Annotated in this window: 13 protein-coding genes, 1 tRNA gene and 1 pseudogene; 6 read left to right on the top strand and 9 right to left on the bottom strand. The window is 58.6% G+C overall.

Going from position 1 to position 21,813, the window contains the following annotated elements:
• Positions 1-321: 321 nt before the first annotated feature.
• From BRA49_RS05705 to BRA49_RS05690, 4 genes are all read right to left on the bottom strand, one after another.
• A tRNA-Val gene (locus BRA49_RS05705) sits at positions 322-395 on the bottom strand.
• 258 nt (positions 396-653) lie between these two features.
• Positions 654-1,601 (bottom strand): methenyltetrahydromethanopterin cyclohydrolase, encoded by a 948-nt coding sequence (mch, locus tag BRA49_RS05700; RefSeq protein ID WP_292384277.1) that lies wholly within the window; start codon positions 1,599-1,601, stop codon positions 654-656.
• 64 nt (positions 1,602-1,665) lie between these two features.
• Positions 1,666-2,805: an ORC1-type DNA replication protein gene (locus tag BRA49_RS05695; protein ID WP_292384275.1), complete on the bottom strand. Its 1,140-nt coding sequence runs from the start codon at positions 2,803-2,805 to the stop codon at positions 1,666-1,668.
• A gap of 74 nt (positions 2,806-2,879) precedes the next feature.
• Entirely contained in the window at positions 2,880-3,500 is a 621-nt protein-coding gene (locus tag BRA49_RS05690) for a hypothetical protein (protein ID WP_292384274.1), read from the bottom strand.
• A gap of 499 nt (positions 3,501-3,999) precedes the next feature.
• Here BRA49_RS05690 and BRA49_RS05685 point away from each other — a divergent pair, with 499 nt between their 5' ends.
• The 4 genes from BRA49_RS05685 to BRA49_RS05670 all read left to right on the top strand — a co-directional run bounded on the left by BRA49_RS05685 (position 4,000) and on the right by BRA49_RS05670 (position 12,084).
• Positions 4,000-5,550, top strand: a complete 1,551-nt coding sequence (locus BRA49_RS05685) for a hypothetical protein (RefSeq protein WP_292384272.1) — start codon at positions 4,000-4,002, stop codon at positions 5,548-5,550.
• A 479-nt stretch (positions 5,551-6,029) separates the two neighbouring features.
• Entirely contained in the window at positions 6,030-7,514 is a 1,485-nt protein-coding gene (locus BRA49_RS05680; protein WP_292384271.1) for a hypothetical protein, read from the top strand.
• 580 nt (positions 7,515-8,094) lie between these two features.
• On the top strand, positions 8,095-10,653 hold the full coding sequence (locus BRA49_RS05675) for a CARDB domain-containing protein (protein ID WP_292384269.1): 2,559 nt from the start codon (positions 8,095-8,097) through the stop codon (positions 10,651-10,653).
• A gap of 189 nt (positions 10,654-10,842) precedes the next feature.
• The gene (locus BRA49_RS05670; RefSeq protein WP_292384267.1) at positions 10,843-12,084 is read left to right on the top strand and encodes a lipopolysaccharide biosynthesis protein; all 1,242 of its coding nucleotides are present in this window, start codon (positions 10,843-10,845) and stop codon (positions 12,082-12,084) included.
• A gap of 16 nt (positions 12,085-12,100) precedes the next feature.
• Here the strand turns inward: BRA49_RS05670 and BRA49_RS05665 are convergent, their stop codons facing one another.
• Both BRA49_RS05665 and BRA49_RS05660 read right to left on the bottom strand, forming a co-directional pair.
• Positions 12,101-14,308 carry a DUF2206 domain-containing protein gene (locus BRA49_RS05665; RefSeq protein WP_292384265.1) on the bottom strand — a complete coding sequence of 736 codons (2,208 nt, stop codon included), beginning with the start codon at positions 14,306-14,308 and terminating at the stop codon, positions 12,101-12,103.
• Positions 14,309-14,512: 204 nt separating this feature from the next.
• The gene (locus BRA49_RS05660; protein ID WP_292384263.1) at positions 14,513-15,688 is read right to left on the bottom strand and encodes a glycosyltransferase family 4 protein; all 1,176 of its coding nucleotides are present in this window, start codon (positions 15,686-15,688) and stop codon (positions 14,513-14,515) included.
• A gap of 544 nt (positions 15,689-16,232) precedes the next feature.
• Between BRA49_RS05660 and BRA49_RS05655 the strand changes: the two genes are divergently transcribed.
• Positions 16,233-17,690, top strand: coding sequence for a right-handed parallel beta-helix repeat-containing protein (locus BRA49_RS05655; protein ID WP_292384261.1), 1,458 nt, complete (start codon positions 16,233-16,235; stop codon positions 17,688-17,690).
• A gap of 55 nt (positions 17,691-17,745) precedes the next feature.
• On the opposite strand, the gene BRA49_RS05650 is transcribed toward BRA49_RS05655, so the two are convergent.
• Genes BRA49_RS05650 through BRA49_RS05640 form a run of 3 tightly spaced genes read right to left on the bottom strand, consistent with a single transcriptional unit; the run spans position 17,746 to position 20,335 of the window.
• Positions 17,746-18,975, bottom strand: coding sequence for a glycosyltransferase (locus BRA49_RS05650; RefSeq protein WP_292384260.1), 1,230 nt, complete (start codon positions 18,973-18,975; stop codon positions 17,746-17,748).
• A complete protein-coding gene (locus BRA49_RS05645; protein WP_292384258.1) occupies positions 18,972-20,054 on the bottom strand; it encodes a CapA family protein in 1,083 nt (360 codons plus the stop codon). Before BRA49_RS05645 ends, BRA49_RS05650 begins: the two co-directional genes overlap by 4 nt.
• Entirely contained in the window at positions 20,051-20,335 is a 285-nt protein-coding gene (locus BRA49_RS05640) for a hypothetical protein (protein WP_292384257.1), read from the bottom strand. Before BRA49_RS05640 ends, BRA49_RS05645 begins: the two co-directional genes overlap by 4 nt.
• Positions 20,336-21,571: 1,236 nt before the next feature.
• Here BRA49_RS05640 and BRA49_RS05635 point away from each other — a divergent pair.
• Positions 21,572-21,813: pseudogene (locus BRA49_RS05635) on the top strand (hypothetical protein); the annotation flags it as partial.

The raw sequence follows: 21,813 nt of genomic DNA, 5'->3' as shown, positions 1-21,813 counted from the left end.
CATACGGTGAAGCTGTTAGAGTTTACAACAGTGGGGAAGAAGGTTCCGAAATCCCACATGGTCTATCCTATCGTGTGTCTCCCCGAGGAGTATTCCGACCTGATTGGAGAGCGCGTGAGTATCTACGGGACTGATCACCTGGGGCAGCGGGCATTCCTCATCGTGCCGGAGAACGGTGTTGCACAACCCGGTAACGTCAGCACACAGATCTGCAGTGAAGAGCGGCTTCAGGCGCTCGAACTGCGCATCAAGAATCTGGAAGGCCGGGTGGAGAATCAAATGCGAGATAAACAGCGCTACGCTGGCAGTGCCGTGCCGCAATGGGCCTGGCCGGATTCGAACCGGCGATCTTCGCCGTGTAAGGGCGACGTCATGACCAGCTAGACCACAAGCCCTGTGGATGCCTTATAGTGTTTTGCACCGTGACGGATAAACGTGTTGCCTGCCGAGAATCCAGTGGGTCCGGTTTCCTCCTCGAAAAGGGGCTCTGGAGAACTATCCCGTATCCGTGTCACCGAAACCGGCGAACCTGCCGCTCCACCGCTGCAAACCGGACCCCGACACTCTTCCAGGTTCGTGGTTGCTCGCAAGGACGCTCATCGGAGTTTTGGGGAGAGATCCTGCCGGGAGAGAGGAGCTCACCAAAAAATGGGTTAGATGAACCCGAAGGACTTCAGCGTCACCTCGGGGTTGACGGCTCCCACGTGGTAGACCTTGCCCTCGGAGAGCTCGTTGATGACGACCTCGGCTGGAGAGAAGAGCGAGGTGTCGATCTGGTAGAAGTCGAAGTTGGCTTCCTTGAAGATATCGTAGAACGGTTTTCCGTATCCCTTGGACTTGTTGCTCGGGATCCGATCCAGGTAGTCCTTGATCTCGGGAGCGTTCATCGTCAGCATGATGCTGCCGTGGTAGATCGTAGCATCGTTGGTACTGCCCATCGCCTTCATGCCGTCCTTCTTGACGGGGGCGATCGGGGCGTGGCCGATGCCGGCGGTGATCTTCTTCGTGTCAAAGCCAAGCTCGTTCAGCTTGTAGACCGCGGTCTCGACACAGCGACCGGCGACCTGGACCGACCCGACGATCGATGCCGTGGGGGCGACAACCGCGCAGGTGTTCGCCACGTCCACGTTGCACTCTTCGGCGACCTTCTCCATCACCCCGGCGTTCGGGAGGTGGTCGCTTTCGAGACAGATGACCGCGTAATCGAACTCATCCTCGTAGTCGATGACCTCGTAGGTGTGCTTTGGCTTCAGGGAGAGTGCCCGTGCCGGCCCGCTGCCCATGGCGAAGTACTTGTTGACGTTGATTGTCCAGCCCGCTTTCTGAGCGCCGAGGCACGCGATGGCCGGGAAATCGGTGCTGACCTCGATGAACGGGATCGGGACGTCCCTGATCCGGCCCATCGTTATGTCGACCTCCCCGAGGCCGCCCATGCAGATCTCGGTGAACCGTCTTCCTGCCAGGTACCCCCCGGTGGTGCTGACGCCGCAGTCTACGATACGTGCCCCGTTGTCGAGTTCGTATGGGACGGCATGGAACTCCTCGGCATATTCGAAGAGTTCCTCAAAAATATCCAGTGCCAGTTCGTTCACGCTGAGCATGTGGAAAACCTCATCAGAATACAAACGGCGGCGAAATAGATAATTCTTATCAAACAATCCGCTCCTACCGCAGGTACTCCAGCACCCGCCTGGGATCGTAACGGAGGCTGATCAGCCTGGTCCGCCCCTTTCCCTGACCCTTTCCCTGGCGGTAGTGGAGGTTTATGAGCCGCATCGCGTCGAACTTCCGAAGTATCTCATAATACTTGGTGTAGCCGACCCGCACTTCCTCTTTGACGAAACGGTAGACGTCGCCGGCGTTCATCTCCCGATCGTCGCGCGCCGACATCTCCGCAATCCTGCCGAGCACCCCCCTCTCCTCAGCTTTGAGCGCCCGGAGCGAGTACGTAAGATGCAGGTATCGGGAGACCTCGTATGCTTTGCAGATGTCCTCCCGCTCGACGGAGCGGCGCGCCTCTTTCTCAGCGTTCAGGGTCGCCCGCTTGAGGAGGTCGATGCCCACCCTGAGGTCGCCGCTTTTCATCGTCTGTTCGACCACAAGATCCAGCATGTCGGACCGGAGGACGTTCAGGTAGAGCCCTTGCAGGATCCGCTCTTCCAGGATGCCGCGGACCTCTTCTTCCGAGTAGGGGGGAAAGTATATCTCGGTGGGCCGGAAGACCGATGCCACCCGGGCATCTACCTCGTTCTGCAGGCTGACGGACATATCGCTGACAATGGCGATGACACCGATCCGGACGCCGGGGTAGGCTTCATGGGAGCGGAGCAGAGGATAGAGGACGTGGTTGATCTCGTTCTCGTAGAGAAGGTAGTTTGCATCGTCGAGCGCCACCAGGAGCACCTGTTCTTCCCGGAGGAGTGCCCGGGCTATGGCGTCAAAGACCTGCTTGAACGACGTGCCCGATGCAGGTGGCGAGCGTCCGGTGACCTTCCTGTAAATCTGCGAGAAGACGGCGAATTTGGTGTTGTCGATCTGGCAGTTGATATACACGGGGGCCAGTTTCTTCGTGGCCTCCTCAATCTCGGCGAAGACCTTCTTGACGCTCGTCGTCTTCCCGGTCCCCGGTGGACCTCGACAGACAGTGTTGAGGGGACGAGCTCCCCGCAGGCCCGGCCGGACCTGGAAGGCAAGTTCCCTGATCTGGGCATCACGATGGTTGAACTGCTCAGGGACGTGATCGATCTCGAAGACCTCGGGATCTCGAAAAAGTGTCTCGTCCCACATAAGCAGGTTCTTCTTCATTATACAATCCTCGGGTATTGTAGTATATATAACCCCCTGGTTGTTATTTCCTCATCGAGCGGATCTAACAGGACCTACGGCTGTTCCATGCACTTCTTGCAGAGCGTTTTACTCATGAAGAGTTGAGAAAGTTTCGCCTGTGATTTCGTTACTTCTGCTCCGCACATCTCGCAGACACCCTCTCCCGGGGTGGCAGGCGGCTTTGCCGCGACCGGTTCCTGGTGCGGCGGCACCTGTACGGGTGGCGCCTGTTCGGGTTCTGGCTCTGGAGCTATCTCCGGTTTTGCGGGTGGTTCGGGGGTCCGGGGCGGCTCGGTGTGTTCCGGCGCCGGGGGGATTGCGGTTTCGATGGTCCCGGGGGAGGGACAGGCATTCTCTTTCTGCCGGTGAGCCGGTTCCGTTCCAGGGGTTGCCGGTGCCGCTGGCCCGGTAGCCTTCTCGTCCGGCACCGATCCCGCGGTCGGTGTCTGCGGCCCTGCAGGTCTGGCTGCGAGAACGCGCCGCCGGTATGCATCCACCCGCTCGGCGGTCGCCGGATCACCGCGCCCGAATCTGGCAAGCATCCCGTCGAGGAACGTGATAAGGTCGTCCACATCCTCACGGGTCTCTACATCGCCCTCGACTTCGAGGCGGAGGTTTTCATAGTTCTCGAGGTTGACGGTGATCCCGATGGTGACTTCCTTCTTACTGGTCATATTTCAAGAATAATATTGTATTTCTTTATATACAATTCCTCCGGCGACCCCCACCGCCTCTCAATTCCGTCAGCCTGGTCCCGAATTCCCTCTTGCGTCTCCCGGTGGCGGTTCCGGCCGTGAACCGGAATCCGGTATCCGTAAACGCCCCAATTTTCTATCGGCGCCATTTCCTGCTCAGAACGGGACAGGCATCTCTGGCAGGAAAATATGGGCCCGCGGCAACTCGCAGGATTTGGTTGTGTGCAAGACTGGAAATACCCTGATCTCAGGGCTATATGAGAACGTTGCACCATCTGACTTTTATAGTTCTGTGCTTATGGTAAGTCGTGGTTCGCCGGATGCCGGGACGGCACCCGGGTTGCCCGGACAGGGGCGTTGTTCCCGAAGCCCGCCTTAACCGACATGCACGAACATACAACAGTGACGGAGCGCCGATCTCCCTGATGTGGCTGTGTGAAATAACCTATGCAGGTATTCGATGAGTGGTGGTGACAGTATGCCCGGTTCCGTGGCTGATGAGTACAGTCGGGGCGCTCCACACCGGGAGGCCCCGTTCAGCCTTCTTCTCTTCGGTCTCGTTCTCGGCCTCCTCTTCGTCCAGAGTGCTGCTGCAGCACCGGGAACCCCGCTCGTTGTGGCGGCAGCCGATAGCGATCCTGTATCGAAGGCATGGGCAGGCTACACCTGTGACGGCTTCGACGATCAGGTGGAGATCCAGGCGGCGCTTGATGCACTGCCGGACGGCGGTATGGTCGTCCTGAGCGGGGGTACGTTCAACTGCTCGGGGAGCATCGTTCCGGCGGCGGGGACGACGCTCCTCGGCGGGGGCCCGGAAGCAACGTCCCTTGAGTTCAGCCGGAACGGGATGCTCAACGTCTCGGAGGAGCACGTTACCCTGGACGGGTTTCATATAGCGGGGTTCGGCTACGTGAACGCGAGTACGAACACGACCCTTGACCTCGGCCAGTGGCTTGGCGTGCTCACGATCTATGCGAGCGGCGCCCGGGTCTACAACGTCACGGGAACAGCAGATGCAAGCATCCAGGCGGTCTTCCTCCTGCTTCACAACCCGAACGTCTACGCCCCCGTCCTCGAGGATATTGAGTTCGTCAATTGCCGGGCGATCGACACCGGGACCTACGGGTTCCTCCACAATGCCTGGGGATCGGAGAATACAACGATCCAAAACGTTCGCTACGAGAACTGTGCCGCAATCAACTGCGGCAGGTATGGGGCGTTCAATCCCTGGGTGACCGGGTTCGATTTTGCGGAGTTAAACGACATCGAAGGCCTCCGGGTGAGCAACTCTTCTGCCGAGGGGAGCCTGGAGTCCGGGTTCCACTTCGAGTGGGATCCGGCGAAGCGTGACTGCATATTCATCAACTGCTCGAGCAGGAACAACGGACAGAAACCCCGTCCTGACGGCTACCTGGTGGGCGACCCGGACTTCTTCGGGTCCGGTTTCTACCTCCCGGGAGGTCAGGTCTCCCTGATAAACTGCCGGGCCGAAGGGAACAGTGCATTCGGGTTCTTCATCATCAACCCGGACGGTATGCTCCTCTACAACTGTACCGAGAGCGGCACCGGTCGCGTCCCGGCCAGCGGCTCCTCCTCAAAACCCGTCTCCTACTGCATCCTCCAGTCCCTGCCCATCCCGACGAATCCATCTATCGTGATGGATCACTGCCGGAGCCTTGATTCGAATGGTTGGGGTCTTTTCGTCTGCGGCACGAAGAACGCCCTCATCAGGAACTTCACCATGACCAATCCGGCAGGCATTGACGGCATTGGGGCGGTATTGGGGTGCCCTTCCGGAGAATTTCCGGTAAACTCGACGATCGATGCAGGCATCTCCAACTCGGTCATCGATCTTGCCGCGTCGGGAGACGGGCCGCAGACGCTCTTGTACATCGTGAATAATAGAAACGTCACGTATTCCGGCAGGGTCATCTCCGATGCTGCTCAGCCGGTACTGGTCGAGTGGACCCTTGCGGGAGGTCCGGACCTCGCCGGCCTCGAGGTGCTGCGGATCAACAGCACGGCGTAGGGATCGGGACCGGCTCCATCGCGATCGGGGATGCTCCCATCCTGATAACTTCGCGTGTAGATCTTTAAGCCCCTGCATGGCCGGAAAACCTGCCATTGGTCTGCCGGGCTTCTGCACCAATCCCCTCGATTGGTGCGGGTCGGCTAAACCCTTAAATGGTACTTCTGCATCATAGGGGTATTGACCGGGTAGGAGACGTTGCGGGCTCTCCCGATCCCGTCTCCGGACGGTTCGGTTCAACCCGGGATGGTGAACTCTCACGGTCGCGGCACATCAGGACACCACGGCGACAAACATAGACGGGTCGTAATTTTATGTCAGCAAGACCATCTCTGGGGACCAGACGCATCCTCATCGCCATCGCGATCGTACTGTCGGTGATCGGCGCCGTTGTGCTGATCATGCACGTTTATCCACCGGGCCCGGTCCCGCCGCCTCCGCCTCCCCCGTTGATAACTCCGATTCCCACGACGCCAGCGGTGCCCCCGAAGGTTTCCGGGCCGACGGTCATCGTCGCGGCAAGTGACAGCAGCCCCACGTCGAAGGCCCGGGCCGACATTCTGTGCGACGGCACGGATGACCAACGCGACATCCAGTCCGCGTTTGATGCCCTGCCATTGTCGGGCGGCACGGTCTGCCTGACCGAGGGCACGTTCTCCTGCACCGGGAGCGTCTACCCCCGCGCTGATTCCATGCTTCGCGGGGAGGGGCCGAATGCGACATTCATTGAGTTCAGCCGGAACGGGCGGCTCAACATCTCCACGGAGTCCGTCACGCTCTATAATTTTCACGTCAGGGGCACCGGCTATCCCCGTATCGAGCCCGACCTCTGGCTCGGCGTGGTCACGATCTATGCAAGCCACGTGAAGATTATGGAGGTCGAGGGGACTGCCGATGCGAGCACCCAGGCGGTCTTCCTTCTGCTCCACAACCCGAACGTCTACGTCCCCGTCCTCGAGGATATCGAGTTCGTCAACTGCAGGGTCGTGGACACCGGGACCTACGGGTTCCTCCACAACGCCTGGGGGACGGAGAACACGGTGATCCGGGATGTCAGGTACCAGAACTGTCAGGCTATCAACTGCGGCAGATATGGGGCGTTCAATCCCTGGATCACCGGATTCGACTTTGCGGAGTTAAACGACATCGAGGGCCTCCGGGTGAGCAACTGCCTCGCGGAAGGCAACCTGGAGTCCGGGTTCCATTTCGAGTGGGACCCCGAGAAGCGTGACTGCATCCTTGAGAACTGCGTGAGCAGGAATAACGGGCAGAAAGCCTACCCGACAAAGGCCTACAACCTGGACGATATGTCGACGCACTACTTCGGGTGCGGTTACTACGCCCCCCGGGGAGACATCACCTTCATCAGTTGTTACTCTGAGGGAAACAGCCGGCACGGATTCTACGCCACCAGCGGTGGCAAACTCTACAACTGCGTCGACCGCAACGTCGGCGCCGGGAAGACCGATTACCGGATCATACAGCCGGCATCGTTCTACGCCGCCCCGACCCGATCAATTACTCCGTCTCTGGTGCTTGAGAACTGTTCAAGCATCGATTCAAACGGTTATGGTATTCAGATAGACTTTGCAAGCGATGTCTGGATTAAAAACTTCCGCCTGGAGAACCCGGCCGGGATCGACGGAAAGGCGACGGACCTTGGTGGATCACAGGGAGGACCGATGGCCAACTCCATAGTGAACATCTATGCATCGGGAGACCGGGCTGAGACGCTGATCTGGGCCCGGAATAACGAGAATGTCGAGTACTCGGGCCGGATTGTCTCGGATGCGGCAAAACCGTTTGTGATCGAGGGCGATCGCACCAGGAATGTCCGGATCAAGGATATGGAGATCGTCTCGGCGGACCTCGCACTGTTCACGAACGGCGTGGTCCTCGCAAATACGGTGCCTTCCGGGGCGGTAAAGTTTGAGAACGTGGTGGTCACCTCGAGCGTGCCGTGATGCCCCGTGGCGTCGATTAGGGGTGCGGTATCCGCAGGCGTGAAGCCGTGGTGTCCTCTTTCCGAATGAGGGTGAGAGGTCGGCGGGGTCCTGTCGATGCGTCGGTAACGATGCATCTTTCGGCAAATTCTGTTCCGGCCCGGGTGTCGCGTGGCATGGTGTCGCAGGTATCCCTCCCACTCCGGGGTGCGGCAGGGGATGGCTGCCGTCCTGATTGATCCGGCACGGATCTCGTTAAGCTCACGAATTTTTTTCATAAGATTGTTGGATGATCTTCTGCATCCGATGTCCGCTCACCGGTCCGGGGTCCCTCCTGGGTTCTCCGGTTTTGCCGGGGGATCGGTGTTGCGCCTGCGCTAAAGTTTAATTTATTATATATAGTTTTCTATTATAAGTTGAACTTATGAAACAGTGGAAATATGTGATTTTAATGATATCTGGCAGTTTTTTTAACATTCGGAATTATATATTTCGTTGAATTAAATTAAAAAAGATTTTAAAACATTGCTATCAGATAATGCAGTATCTCCCAAGAGGTGAGATAGTGAGAGATAGACGGACAACGAAGCTTCTAATCGCAGTGTTTCTGATTATCGGGCTCATCCCGATCGTCGGGGCACTCGAGACGACCCCCACCACGATTGTCGCGGCAAGCGACAGCAGTGCGGCCGATAAAGCATCGGCTGCCTACGTCTGTGATGGGGTCAATGACCATGTGGAGATTCAGGCAGCACTGAATGCCCTGCCATCATCCGGCGGTGTTGTCCTCCTTTCCAGTGGCACATACAACTGTGCGGGGATCATTGCTCCCAAAGCAGGCTCCACTCTCATGGGGGAAGGTGAATCTGAGACATTCCTGAAATTTACCCGCGATGGGCGCATCAACGTCGACCGTGAGTCTATCACGCTTGACGGGTTCCATGTCCAGGGGAGCGGCTACAGCAGCGGCGTCAAATGGCTCGGTGTAATAAACATTCGGGCAAGCCACGCAAAGCTCCACAACATCACGGGCACCGCGGATGCGAGCATCCAGGCAGTCTACCTCCTGATTCACGATCCGACAGTATACGCTCCGACCCTCGAAGACGTCGAATTCGTCAATTGCAAGGCCGTGGACACCGGGACCTATGGGTTCCTCCACAATGCCTGGGGATCGACGAACATGGTGATCAAGAACGTCCGCTATGATAACTGCGCCGCGATCAACTGCGGCAAGTTCGGCGTGTTCAATCCCTGGATCACCGGATTCGACTTTGCGGAGTTAAACGACATGGACGGCCTCCGCGTGACGAACTGCCTCGCGGAAGGCAACCTGGAGTCCGGGTTCCACTTCGAATTCGATCCGAAGGTGACGAATGCAGTCCTTGAAAACTGCACGAGCCGGAACAACGGGCAGAAAGCCTTCCCGACGAAGGCTTACAACGTAAACGACATGTCGACCCACTACTTCGGGTGCGGCTACTACGCCCCGAACTGCGACGCAACGTTCATCAACTGCGTCGCGGAAGGCAACTCCATGAACGGGTTCTACACGACGAACGGTGGTAAGCTCTACAACTGCGTCGAGAAGGACACCGGCATCGGGAGGACCGACTTCTCCTACCGGGTACCTGCCGGCTACTACAGTGTCCCGTCCCGCTCGGTTAACCCTGCCCTGGTGATGGAGAACTGCACGAGCATCAACTCGCGCGCGTACGGCCTTCAGGTCGACCTCGCGAACAACGTGAAGATCCGGAACTTCCACCTGATCGATCCGGTCGGATACAACGGTAAGGGTTCAAGCCTCGGCGGCACAAACGGTCAGTTCGACAACGCCGAGGTGAGCATCTACGCGTCGGGCAACCGTCCTGAGACGCTGGTCTGGGCGAAGGAGAACGAGAACACCCTTTTCTCCGGCCAGATCGTCTCTGACTCCGCAAAGCCGTTCGTGATCGAGGGGTACGGCACCCGAAACGTCCTCGTGAAGGATATGGAGATCGTCTCCAAGACCCTCCCCGCCGGTTCCTCCGGCGTGACCATCGTGAGCACGGTTCCGGCCGGTCAGGCGAAACTCCAGAACGTGAAGGTAACGTCCACCGGTGCTCCGGTGCCGACCCCGACCGTTCCGGTTCCCACGCCGACTACCCCAACCACTCCGACCCCCACCACACCGGTTCCCTCCGGGAAGCCGGACCTTGTGGTGACCGATATCTCCTGGAAGCCGGCAGACCCGGCCACCGGGAGCGCGGTAACGCTCTCGGCCACGATCAAGAACCAGGGTGACGCCGCCACGCCTGCGGGCGCGAAGCACGGTGTCATCTTCACCTTCGATGACGGGGCCGCCGGCCCCGGTGTCTGGTCCGACACCCACACCGGCTCGATCGCTCCGGGCGCATGGGTCACGCTGACCGCGAACGGCGGCTCGGCCGGTGCAACCTGGAAGGCCACCCTCGGTACCCACACCGTGAAGGCCAACGTGGATGACGTCAACCGGATCGCCGAAAGCGACGAAGCGAACAACGTCCGCACCGAGCAGATCACGGTCTTGAAGGCCGGATCGACGCCCACCCCGACCCCCACCACACCGGTTCCCTCCGGGAAGCCGGACCTTGTGGTGACCGGTATCTCCTGGGAGCCGGCAAGCCCGGCCCCCGGGAGCGCGGTGAAGCTCCTGGCCACGGTCAAGAACCAGGGGACGGCTCCCACGCCTGCGGGCGTAAAGCACGGTGTCATCTTCACCTTCGATGACGGGGCTGCTGGTCCTGGTGTCTGGTCCGATTCCCACATCGCATCGATTGCTCCGGGTGCATCGGTCACCCTGGCCGCCAGCGGCGGCTCGGCCGGTGCAACCTGGAAGGCCGCCCTCGGCACCCACACCGTGAAGGCCAACGTGGACGATGTCAACCGGATTGCAGAGAGCGATGAGAACAACAACGTTATGAGTAAGGAGATCGTTGTCGGCGCCAGCCCGGCTCCCGTCAGGGGAGACCTCAACGGAGATGGCAGCGTTGACTGGGCCGACGTGACGATCGCCGCCGGGATGGCGCAGGGAACCACCAGCTCCAATACTGCTGCCGACTTCGATGAAGACGGCACCGTGGACTGGAACGATGTTGCCCTGCTCGCCGATCTCTTCTTCGGCAGAACCTCCTCACTGTAATGTCTGTAGCGGGAGTCGGGGTTATCCTCCGACCACCCATCTTATTTTAATCTTGCCTGTCCGGGCGAAGGCAGCCCCGGGCTGTACCGGCCAGCGTGGCATCGAAGACCTCTTCCCACCGGCTATGCAGCCTCGAAGAGGTCGGAGCGGCGGATACATCTATATAGGTGCTGTCCGATACTGGCGCCGATGGCAGTTGCACTCCCCAAAAACTTCAGCAAGGTCAGGCAGCAGTTCCGGGAGCCGCTTATCAGGAACTCGTTCTTCATCATGGCGTCATCGTTCGTCGCTGCAGGGTTTGGGTTCTTCTTCTGGATGATCGCAGCCCGGCTCTATTCGCAGGCGGATGTGGGTATTGCAACCGCTCTGATGTCGTCTATGGGGCTCCTCATTCTCATCTCCCGGCTCGGCCTGGACCAGTCGGTGATCCGGTTCTTCCCCAGTCGCGACAAGAACAAGGTGCTCGGAACCGCCATCCTTGTGCCGACCGGGGTGGCGCTCGGCGCGGGACTGGTCTTCATCGCCGCAGTGGACATCGTATCCCCCGAACTGACGATCGTAAAGACGATTGCACCGCTCTACCTCCTCTTCCTCGGAGCTTACTCTATCACCTGGGTTCTTGAGGGTGCGTTCAACGCTCTACGGAAATCCGAACACTATTTCGCCCTGAACCTCCTCTACGGGTCGAGGATCCTCTTCCTCGTCCCCCTGGTCTTCCTCGGCGCGACGGGCATCTTCAGCGCCTTCGGTTTCTCGTTCGTCCTCGGGCTGATCTTCGCCCTTCTCCTCCTCGCCCGGTGCTCCATCCGGCCGGCATTGGGTGTGGACCGGGTCTTCCTGCGGGAGGCATGGCAGTTCTCCGCCGGTGCATACGTTGCCGGGATGCTGATGTCCGCCCCGAACATGGTCATCCCGATCCTGGTGCTCCACGTGCTCGGGGCCGAGAGCACCGCTAACTACTACATCACCTATGCGATCGTCTCGATACTCTTCATGATCCCGTACGCGTTCACGACTTCGCTCTTTGTCGAGGGGAGTCACGGGGGGGAGATGAAAAAGAGCGTGCTTCGGACGCTCGCAAGCATGTTCGCTCTGCTGATTCCTGCAATCCTCGGGATCTCCCTCTTCGGGGAGCAGATCCTCAACCTGATCGGCAAGGACTACGTCGAAGGGATAGCCCTGCTCCGGGTGCTTGCGTTCTCCGCCCTCTTCGTCTCTATATGCCAGACCTTCATATCCATCGCCAAGGTCAGAAACGAGATCCGGAGCCTCATCATCCTCAGCGGGTTCGTCAGTGTCGGCCTGCTCGGACTTGGTTACACCATGATGAACCGGTTCGGCCTCATCGGCATGGGGTATGCGTGGCTCGGCACGTACGTTGCAGGCACGTTGCTGGTCGCCGCGATCCTGAAGAAGAAAGGGTGGCTATAACTTCCGTCCTGCCTTGCTACCTCTGCAGGTAGATGGCGGAGCCGGCATTATCGTAGATCCTGTTCTGGTCCCAGGTGAACCGCCCGGCATCGACGTAGCCCGCCACAGTGACGGCCTGCTGCACTTCTATCCGGACGCTCTCCCGTACAAGGTTATACGTGCCGAAGTAGAGGTAGGAATTTGGCTCCACCAGCGACGGGTTTGTGGGGAGGTACCGCTGGTAGCCCGGATTGAATCCCAGCAAGAGCCACCAGCGCGTGCCGTCGACATAGGTGGGGCGCTCACTCCCTTCCGAGAAGAGCCATCTTGCTCCCTGCACCTCTTTGCCGTTGAAGACGGGCTTATCCCCGGTGGTTTCGAGCGCCATCGATGTCGGGCTGTCGTTCACAATCTGGTAGACGACCCCGCTGTTGAAGAGGAAGAAGACGACGAAAAAGACCGACAGCGCCTGATAGGCCGTTTTCATGAACGGTAAGGCCTGGATGGCGTGTATCTTCTCGACTATTGCCTCATAGAGCGTTATACCGCCGATGATTGCAAACGGAGCAAGGAGGATCAGGGTGATGTGGTAGAGCCGGCTGGTGTTGAGCGAGCTCGCAAAGAACGGGACGATGATGCCGGCTATGTTGATGAGGAGGAAGACGAGCGAGACGGCGAGGTAATCGGGTTCAATGCGCCACCGTTCGCGCTTGAAGATGGTTGCAAACAGTCCCACGGCAATGAGTCCCTGGGTGGCGATATGGACGACCTTCGCCAGGTTGTGCAGGGGTGTGATCGACTGGCTGGTGAGGATATGCATTCCCTGGATGGTTGTCGGGTCGAAGGATTCCGCAAAGAGGGTGTTCCATATCTTATCGCCGATGCCGGCGATGGTAGCAAATGCCGTGCCTTCGGCTACCGTCGAATACCAGAAATACGCGAGGGCGGCAAAGATGAGGATATAAGGGAGGACAAGCGTCCGGATCTGTGATTTTTTAGCGGTACTCTCCGGGGAGAGCGGGTCTACCTCCGGGGTGCCTGTCATCCAGTTGAGTCTCTTCTCTATTCCAGGCGGCAGGCGTTCAAGCGTGACCAGCAGCAGCCATGCCGGAATGAGCGAGAAGAGGTAAATGTACGAGAGGCCGTAATGTGAGACGATCATGGCAAAGCCGAACGTGACCATGAGAAATGCCTGCCTGCCCCTGTCCATGGACTTATCGATCATCACGAGGACTGTCAGCACGAGAAAGAGTTCCGCGATCTGCTGGCGGGCAAGGGAGATCATCTCTGTATAGAATGTAAAGAACGAGACGAAGAAGAAGACCGAGAGAAACCCGATCTTCGCGCTCGTCTGTTTCTCTACCGCCCGGTAGAGCCCGAGCGGCACGAGCGCAAAGAGGAGGGGGTAGAGGATCTTGAAGACCCAGACGGGATCCAGATCGCAGATGAGCGAGTAGATGGGGGCGAGCACAACGACGGAGAGCATCCCGTTTGTGTTGTACGGGATGGTCATGTCCCAGAACCCCGGTATCAGAACGCTGTTTACCAGGTGGAGCTCGTGGTGGATGTCATAGCCCCAGACATACTCCGATATCAGCGAAGTATGGTAGAGGAGCGCGAGCGCAATGGAGTAGACCGCCAGTGGGTAGCAGGAGACCGGGATGAGACGGTCAGATCCTATGGCGATTCCAATTACGGCGATCAGGACGAGCAGCAGGAAGAGGAGTGTCACCATGTGATACTCGTCGCGTATATGCGTCCCGATGATCGCGAGGAACGGGAGGATTATCAGGAACGGTGCTACCGGAGAGAGGGAGATCTCCATCTTTTGATTCACACCGGCATGTCCCGGATCCCTGGTGAGCGCGAGGTAGAGCAGAACCTGCACGACGGCGATGATCGTGAGAAAGAGAATTGCAAATGAGAACGGCCGCGTATATCCGAGTAGCGGGTAGGCGATGTTTGCGGCAAGGCCGGTGAGCATGAGGACCGCAAGGCTCAACCCGGCAGAGTAGAGGACCGTCTCAATCGTGCCGAGGTTATGAAGCCTGAGTGCCTTCAGCACGAGGACTCCGGGCAGGAAGGTGAGGTAGAGAAAGGCCAGGGCCTCCCGTGCGATAGGTATGTGATACCCGGCAAGGCCGAGGCAGACTACGCCGATGAAGGCAACCTGGAAGGCCTGGAATACCCAGAAAAACGTTTTGTTATCCCAGTCGTTCATCCTGAACGGGTTAGACAGGTGCATGTATGTGGTACCTCTGGCAAGTCTCTGATCGGTCTTGTATCCGGGAGATGTATCTTCCTCTTGTATGGCGTGTGGCAGGCCCGTATGCCGTGCACTTACTATCGGGTCTGTCTATTAAATCCTTCGTATGGTCGATAGTTCGGGGGACAGGTTGTTCTTGCGTGTCGGTTCCGGACGGGGGTCCTCCCGCGTCTCCGCTGCCGCTCATCGTTCCTTTCTGCCTGCGGAAACTGCCCCGGTGACGACCTCATCTGCAGGAGTTCTTCCCCTCCGCGGGATCGGTGCCAGCTCGCCGTAGACCGCGAGGAGGGATCGCGCGATCGTGGACCAGGCCATGTCTGTCTTCAGTTTCGTGTAGCCCTGCTCCCCCATGCGCCGGCAGGCCGCAGGATCCTTCAGCAGATTCACGATTGCACGAGCCAGTGCTTCCGGGTCGCGGGGGGGCACGACATACCCGGTCTCCCCATCTTCGACAATCTCCGGCAGGCTCCCCACGTCTGTGACTACCACCGGCCGCCGGAACCCGTATGCGGTCGGTACGACGCCGCTCTGGGAAGCTTCGAGATACGGGAGCACCACGACGCTCGCCTGCTGGAAGAGCCGGGCGCCCTCTTCATAGGGTATCCTGTAGTTGTGGATCTCGAACGTGCCCCGGCCTGCCATCGCCTCCTCGTACCTGCCGAAGTCCTCGCCCGTTCCGGCGATGACGATCCGGGCGTTCGGGATTTCCCGGGTGATGAGCGGCTCTGCCCGGATCAGGCAGTCGAGCCCTTTGTAGCGGTGGATGCGGCCGAAAAAGAGAACCCGGAGGCCGTCGGGCTCCACGTCGTCCTGCTCGAACTTAACAAACGGCGCCACTTCGTGCTCACCGATCGGGATGACGTGCACTCTCCGGCCGGAAATGTGGTACTTCTCCACCAGGATCTTCTTGAGCGCATTCCCGTGGACGAAGATCCGGTCGGGCAGGACTCGTGATGTAAAGAGAGTGAGCCGGTAGAGCAGGGAGCCTACATCCAGGAGACGGTCTTCGCCGGGATGTGGTTCGATGTCATGGAACGTTGCCACCAGCGGGTACTTCCGGAGCATGGGGAGGAGCGGGCAGAGCATGGGGTTGTTCACCTGGAAGTGGATGACGTCGGGCTCGAAATCGTTGATTGCGGCGACGATCTCCCTGAGCATCGGGTAGCACGACGGACCGAGCCTCCCGGCGTACCGGGAGTAGCCGAAGAGGTGGACCTGCACCTTCGGGTCGATGCTCGCCAGGTACTCTTCCGACCTGTAGTCGGGGAGGAGCAGCAGCACCTCGGTATGCCGGGCAAGTTCGTTTGCCATCTGAATGGTGTAGTCGTAGAACCAGAAGGTCAGGCATGCCACTCGCATAGGGGCACTCTCTGGGAGGACGTTCTATATAGAGATTGTGCCGTGGAGCGCCGTTGGAGCGATCCGCCATGGATAGGGGCGTGTGAGACCGTTGGCCTTCATTGGCGTATCGCCTCTCTTCCAGGCTGTTTTACCGGGACTCCCTGCCACATCCGGCTCCGGCGGCTTTGGATCCCGGTTGGGGGGACGGAGGCTGCGGTGTTTCGCACCGCCGGCCGGCGGTGAGGGCCGGGGTTCCCGGGTCATACCGGCGCACAGAACCGAATATCCATCCGCTCTGCGTGAAAGCGTTTCGAGAAGGGCCGTTCCCGACGATCAGCGACAGAAGGCGCGGCTATTTATAATTTTTGGTTTCAATTTCAACAATGGTATAATATGTTTTTGTATGATTCTATCTCCGGTGTGCTGAGTCTTAACCCGAACTAACCGGGTGTTTGGGTCCTATATTGTTGAATTGGCCTCATATGGGATTTTATCTTGGCAATAAAATATTTATACTGTAATGGAAAGACGGTAGTAATACCTCACAAAGAGGCTGAATGGCATGACAGATAGGCAAAATATACTAAGACTGGCTGCAGTACTTCTGGCGTGCTGCCTTATCCCGGCATTCGCTCCGGCAAGTGCAGCCGAGTCTGCAACTCCGGCCACGCTCACCGTGGCTGCAAACGATAGCACCGAACTGTCGAAGAACCAGGCAGACTATGTCTGTGACGGAGTCAATGACCAGGCCGAGATCCAGGCAGCGCTAGCCGCACTGCCGGAGGGCGGTATGGTCGTCCTGACCGAGGGCACGTTCAACTGCGCCGGGGTCATCGCACCGGCAGCGGGCACGACGCTCTCCGGCCAGGGTCCGGATGCGACGAACCTTGTGTTCACCCAGGATGGGCGCATAAGCGTTGATAAGGAGAACGTCACGCTGGACGGGTTCCACGTCGAGGGGAGCGGCTACAGCAGCGGCGTCAAGTGGCTCGGTGTAGTTACCGTCCGTGCGAGCCATGCTGCGATCCACAACGTCACGGGAACGGCGGATGCAAGCATTCAGGCGGTCTACCTCCTGATTCACGATCCGGCGGTGTACGCTCCGACCCTCGAGGACGTCGAGTTCGTCGACTGCAAGGCCGTGGACACCGGGACTTACGGGTTCCTCCACAATGCCTGGGGGTCTTCCAATAAGGTGATCAAGGACGTCCGCTACGAGAACTGCGCCGCGATCAACTGTGGCAAGTACGGGGCGTTTAACCCCTGGATCACCGGGTTCGACTTTGCGGAGTTGAACGACATGGATGGTCTTAGGGTGACGGACTGTCTCGCGGAGGGCAACCTGGAATCCGGGTTCCACTTCGAGTTCGATCCCACGGTGACGGACGCAGTCCTCGAGAACTGCGTGAGCAAGAACAACGGGCAGAAGCCCTACCCGACAGTGCCCTACAAGCAGAGCGACATGTCGACGCACTACTTCGGGTGCGGCTACTATGCTCCGAACGCTGATGTGACGTTCAAGAACTGCACCGCGGAGAGCAACTCCCTGTATGGGTTCTACGCGACGAACGGCGGCAAGCTCTACGATTGCGTCGAGAAGGATACCGGTGCCGGGAAGACCGACTACACCTACCGTAAGCCGGCCGGCTACTACAGTATCCCGAGCCGTTCAGCGAACCCCGCCCTGGTGCTTGAGAACTGCACGAGCATTGACTCGCACGGTTACGGCATCCAGGTCGATCTCGCGAAGAATATCCAGATCAAGAACTTCGAGCTCGTGAACCCGGCCGGGATTGACGGCAGGGGTGCTAGCCTTGGCGGTACGAACGGCCAGTTCAGTGACGCATCGGTGGATATCGTCGCCTCCGGCGATCAGGTTGACACACTCGTCTGGGCGAAGAACAACCAGAACGTCCAGTACTCGGGCGAGATCTCCTCCGACTCGGCCGATGCGTTCCTGGTTGAAGGCGGCCAGAACGTCAGGACCGAAGGCATGACGGTTGCGCCTGCCGGCGAGTAAATTCGTCAATACTATCGGACTCGATCCGGGTCCGCCCCATCTTTTTTTTTGGTTTTTAGAGATTTTGCCCCGGAAGCCCGCTTCCGGCTCCCGCAGGCAGACTCCTATCCCGGCCCTTGTTTGCGACATCTGCATAGAAACCCTCGATGTCACGGACGATTGCCTGCCAGTTGTACCTTGTCCGGACGAGTTCCTTCGCCTGTTCCCCGAACCTGGCCCGTAAGACGTCGTCGTCGAGCAGGCGCCCGATGGCACCGGCGAACGCTTCCGGCGTGTATTCTGTAGTGAACCCGACCGTGTTGTCGACCCACTCGAGCAGGTCCCCCTGCCCCGTCGTCACGATGGGCGTTCCGCAGAGGCATGCTTCGAGGAACGTCATAGGGAAGCCGGTGAAACTCGGTGTCACGAAGACGTCGGCGTCGGTGTATGCGGCCATCTTGTCTTCCTTGCTCACGAACCCCGTGAAGACCACCCGGTCGTCGAGGTTGAGCGATCGGACCCGTTGCCTGAACTCATCGTTGTGACCCATGTCCCCGCCCACCAGCATGAGGACAGCGTCGTCGAACTCCCGTGCGACCTCCGCAAACGAGCGGATCAGAAGGTCGATCCCCTTCGTTGGATCGAGCCTTCCTAAGTAGAGCACAACCCTCGCGGCGCCGTCGATGCCCCACGCTGCACGGAACCTGCCGCGGGCCGGAAGGTCAGAGTGCTCAGCGGGGTCGATGCCGTTCGGGAAGATCGCGATCTTCTCCTCCGCGACGCCCAGGGCGCGATAGCATTCTGCCTCTGTCTCGTTGAGCGCTATCACCCCCGAGGCGCCGAGGATCACCTCCTTCGACCAGAGTTGGTCGAAGAGTCGTTTCATTCGCCTGGAACCGGTATCCTGCGGGAGCGCCCCGTGCGCCTGGAGCACGTAGGGGACGCCGCACTTCCTCGCGTAGTGCGACGCGATGACGGTGAGCATGGTGCGGTGGTCGTGGATGTGGACCAGGTCAAACTGGTTCATCTCTCTTCGTGCGACCGCCGGCATGTAGTAAGGCAGCACCGGCGCAGCCTCCATTGGGCAATACTTTCGCAGATTTTCAAAGTAGTAGACATTCATCCCGTCGACATCGACCCGGCGGTTCGTCGGCAGGTCGCTTGGGTAGATGCTCCGGTTAGTCGTATAGACCGTGACATCGTGTCCGCTCTCGTGGAGGGTATGCGAGATGTCGTATGCGACCCGTGCCACCCCCCCCGACTCCCAGAGCGGTTTGAAGAACGGGGTGACCTGTAGTATCTTCATGCATCTCCCCCAGTGTTGCGTCCCCTCAGCCGTCTCCGGATCAGACCGGCATAGCAGTTCAGGCAGAACGGCGTCACCAGCCAGACCCCGCATTCGGCCAGGGGGGCGAACCCGTGCTGCCGGATGCGGTAGCGGTAACTCTCCAGGTTGTAGGCCAGGTAATCCTCGCTGATCTGCTCAAACCACCACTGCCGGGTGACCTCTCCGTTCTGCACTCGATCAGAGCACCTTGCTATCCAGCGTTGCACCTTCTCGCGGGTCTGCCCCTTCGCCACCTCCGGTTGGAAGTCGCTATTGATGACGCCGGGGGTGACTGTGTAGCCCCGGATACCGTGCCGGTCAAAATCTACCGAGAGGATCATAGTGCTGTTAATCTTCTCTTTGAAGATCTCGGTATCGAACTGGAAGTTCCCGAGGGAGTAGGCGATCAGGCCGCCGTTGTACCGTTCCAGCCCCTGGATGGTATGTGAGTGGTGCCCGAGAATAAGGGTTGCACCGCTGTCGATGAGGGCATGGGCAAGTCTGGTCTGGTCAGGGGAAGGATAGTAGGTGTTCTCGATCCCCCAGTGCAGGGAGACAACGATATGGTCGCACCGGCCCTTCAGTGCCCTGATGTCATTGATGATGGCCTTCTTCTTCAGTTTCGATACTGTGACGCCCGGCGGGGACCGAAATCTCCCGCTCGTATAGCCGAGGAACCCCAGCCGGATCCCGTTTCTCTCGACGACCAGCCCTGCCGGAGGTTCGTCGCCTCGCACCCCTCCGATGTAGGCGATGTCACGGGATTCGAGACCCTCAAGGGTCTTCTCAAACCCCTCCCGCCCCATGTCGAGCGTGTGGTTGTTCGCCAGGCTGAGGATATCGAACCCGGCGTCTTTGAGGTAATCGCCCGCTTCCGGCGGGGTTGTATTAACCCAGCGCTTCTGGCTCGGATCGCCGCTCTCGGAGAGGACCGTCTCCAGGTTCCCGAAGAGCAGGTCTTTCTGCCGGAATTGGTCCTGGATCAGGGCGAACGGTTTTTTTTCGTTCCTGATCCAGAGAAGCACATCTCCGACGGCCTGCAGCCGCATGGATGTCATATCTCTTCTCCGGCAGTCACTTTTCTGTTTACGGAGGATCTGGACCCGTAGTCGGCCTTCTTCATCATCTGCAGGTCCTCGCCCTCTTCGAGAAAGACCTTCATGTACGGATATCCCGGAATATTGACTTCCCTCCCTCGAAGTGTTGAGTTCCAAACTGGCAGTTCGGCGATATATATCTTTGCCCCGATTAAGGCTACGGGCGAGCCTCTCTCGGCGCGTATGGCAGTCCCGTAGGTTCCCGGGACCCACCTGTAGGTTCCCGGGCTCCACCGGGGCATAGAATGGTTCCGGCAGCAGGACCGCCCGGAATGCCGAACCATTAACTTCATGCAGGTCGAACGCTTCAATACAATATGCGGCAGATGATGAGAGTTACCCCCACTGACCGATGATGAAGCAGGGGACTGATGCCGTTCTGTGTTCATCGCAAGAGTCTGTTCTTCATATCAGGAAAGGGGCACCTGGACCTTGGAGCCTTCTTTTCCTAGAGTTCCCCTTCCGGGGTAGCCAGACATAGCAAAACCGACCGGGCGACTGTAACTGCTGTACTTTCTAGGGTTGCTGATTGAACGGCAAGACTTGTCGAGGTGGCGGCATGCCGGCTGCCAGGGGTCTTCAACCACCCAGACGAGAACTATCGACACGATAGAGTTTCAAGCCCCGCCCTTCAGGGCGGGGTAGTTGACCTCACAGAGATGAACGATATGCGGTGCGGTGTTTTCTCCCGAAGGTACGGGATAACCGGCTATAGTCGAATTCTCTGGGCCACGTCGGTCCCTGGCTGCTATCATCATCGATGGACCGAATTGGGCTGACCGGTGCAGTTACCTCCTGTCCGTCGACTATTTGGGTCGTGAATAATCTTTACCAGGCAACCGGAACTTTCATATTGCAGGACCGACTCTCAAGGAGTGGATAGGATCTGCTTGCGATTCTGTTAAAATTATTCGTCTGCTCTCTATGGGATCAGGATATCCGTTCTCCCTGATCCAGGGTTCGATCTTGGTCGAAGATCGGGGAAACGCCACACTAACGCCACTGCAGAAACATAATCTCAACAGGGTCTATCCCATAGACTCACGAAGACAGCTTAATTCAAGGGGTAGCTTAATTCAGGGTGGTGAGTATCATTGTTGAAGGTTTCAATGGGGGTCTGATTTACGCCGATTGGAGACTTGTACCGGGGAGGACTTATGGCAGCCCAACAATGGCACCATCTAATCTGTGAGAGCGTTACTGACTTCGTTTTCATGTCCATAGTCTGGTTAAGACGATCGCTACCCGTTATCTATCTCATAATTGGATCACCAACTACATCCAGTCCTTGCGGTATGCCGCTGAATTCCGTGGGTGTCGCGAGGCAAATGCAAGTAAGAAGATCGGTCTCCTGAGTTAGCAGACGAATGTCCCTGTACCGCTGGTTACACAGAATAGTGTCACGGAGGTTGCCTCTCTTCAGGTTAGAACTCTGGAGTGTCCACGGCAAACAAATCATGATTCAGAGTGCAATAAATATGGGAATCCTCGTGCTGCTCGCGATATTCATGAGCACGATGGTTATCTTAACATTTATGCAGGAAAATAGCGAGCCTGTCGCCCCTGTTTCCACGAGTAACACCATTCTGGTCACCGCACACGACAGTCCGGAAGAGTTAAAGGTGCTCGCGGATTACATCTGCGACGGCACCGCTGATCAGGTTGAGATCCAGCGAGCACTTAATGCTCTCGGCAGCGCGGGAGGCACGGTCACCCTGAC

Origin of the sequence: Methanoculleus sp. UBA430, from assembly GCF_002506585.1 — an archaeon.
In the GTDB taxonomy this organism is placed as follows: domain Archaea; phylum Halobacteriota; class Methanomicrobia; order Methanomicrobiales; family Methanoculleaceae; genus Methanoculleus.
The sequence above is the reverse complement of the archived record's forward strand: the minus strand, read 5'-3'. Positions and strand labels throughout refer to the sequence as shown.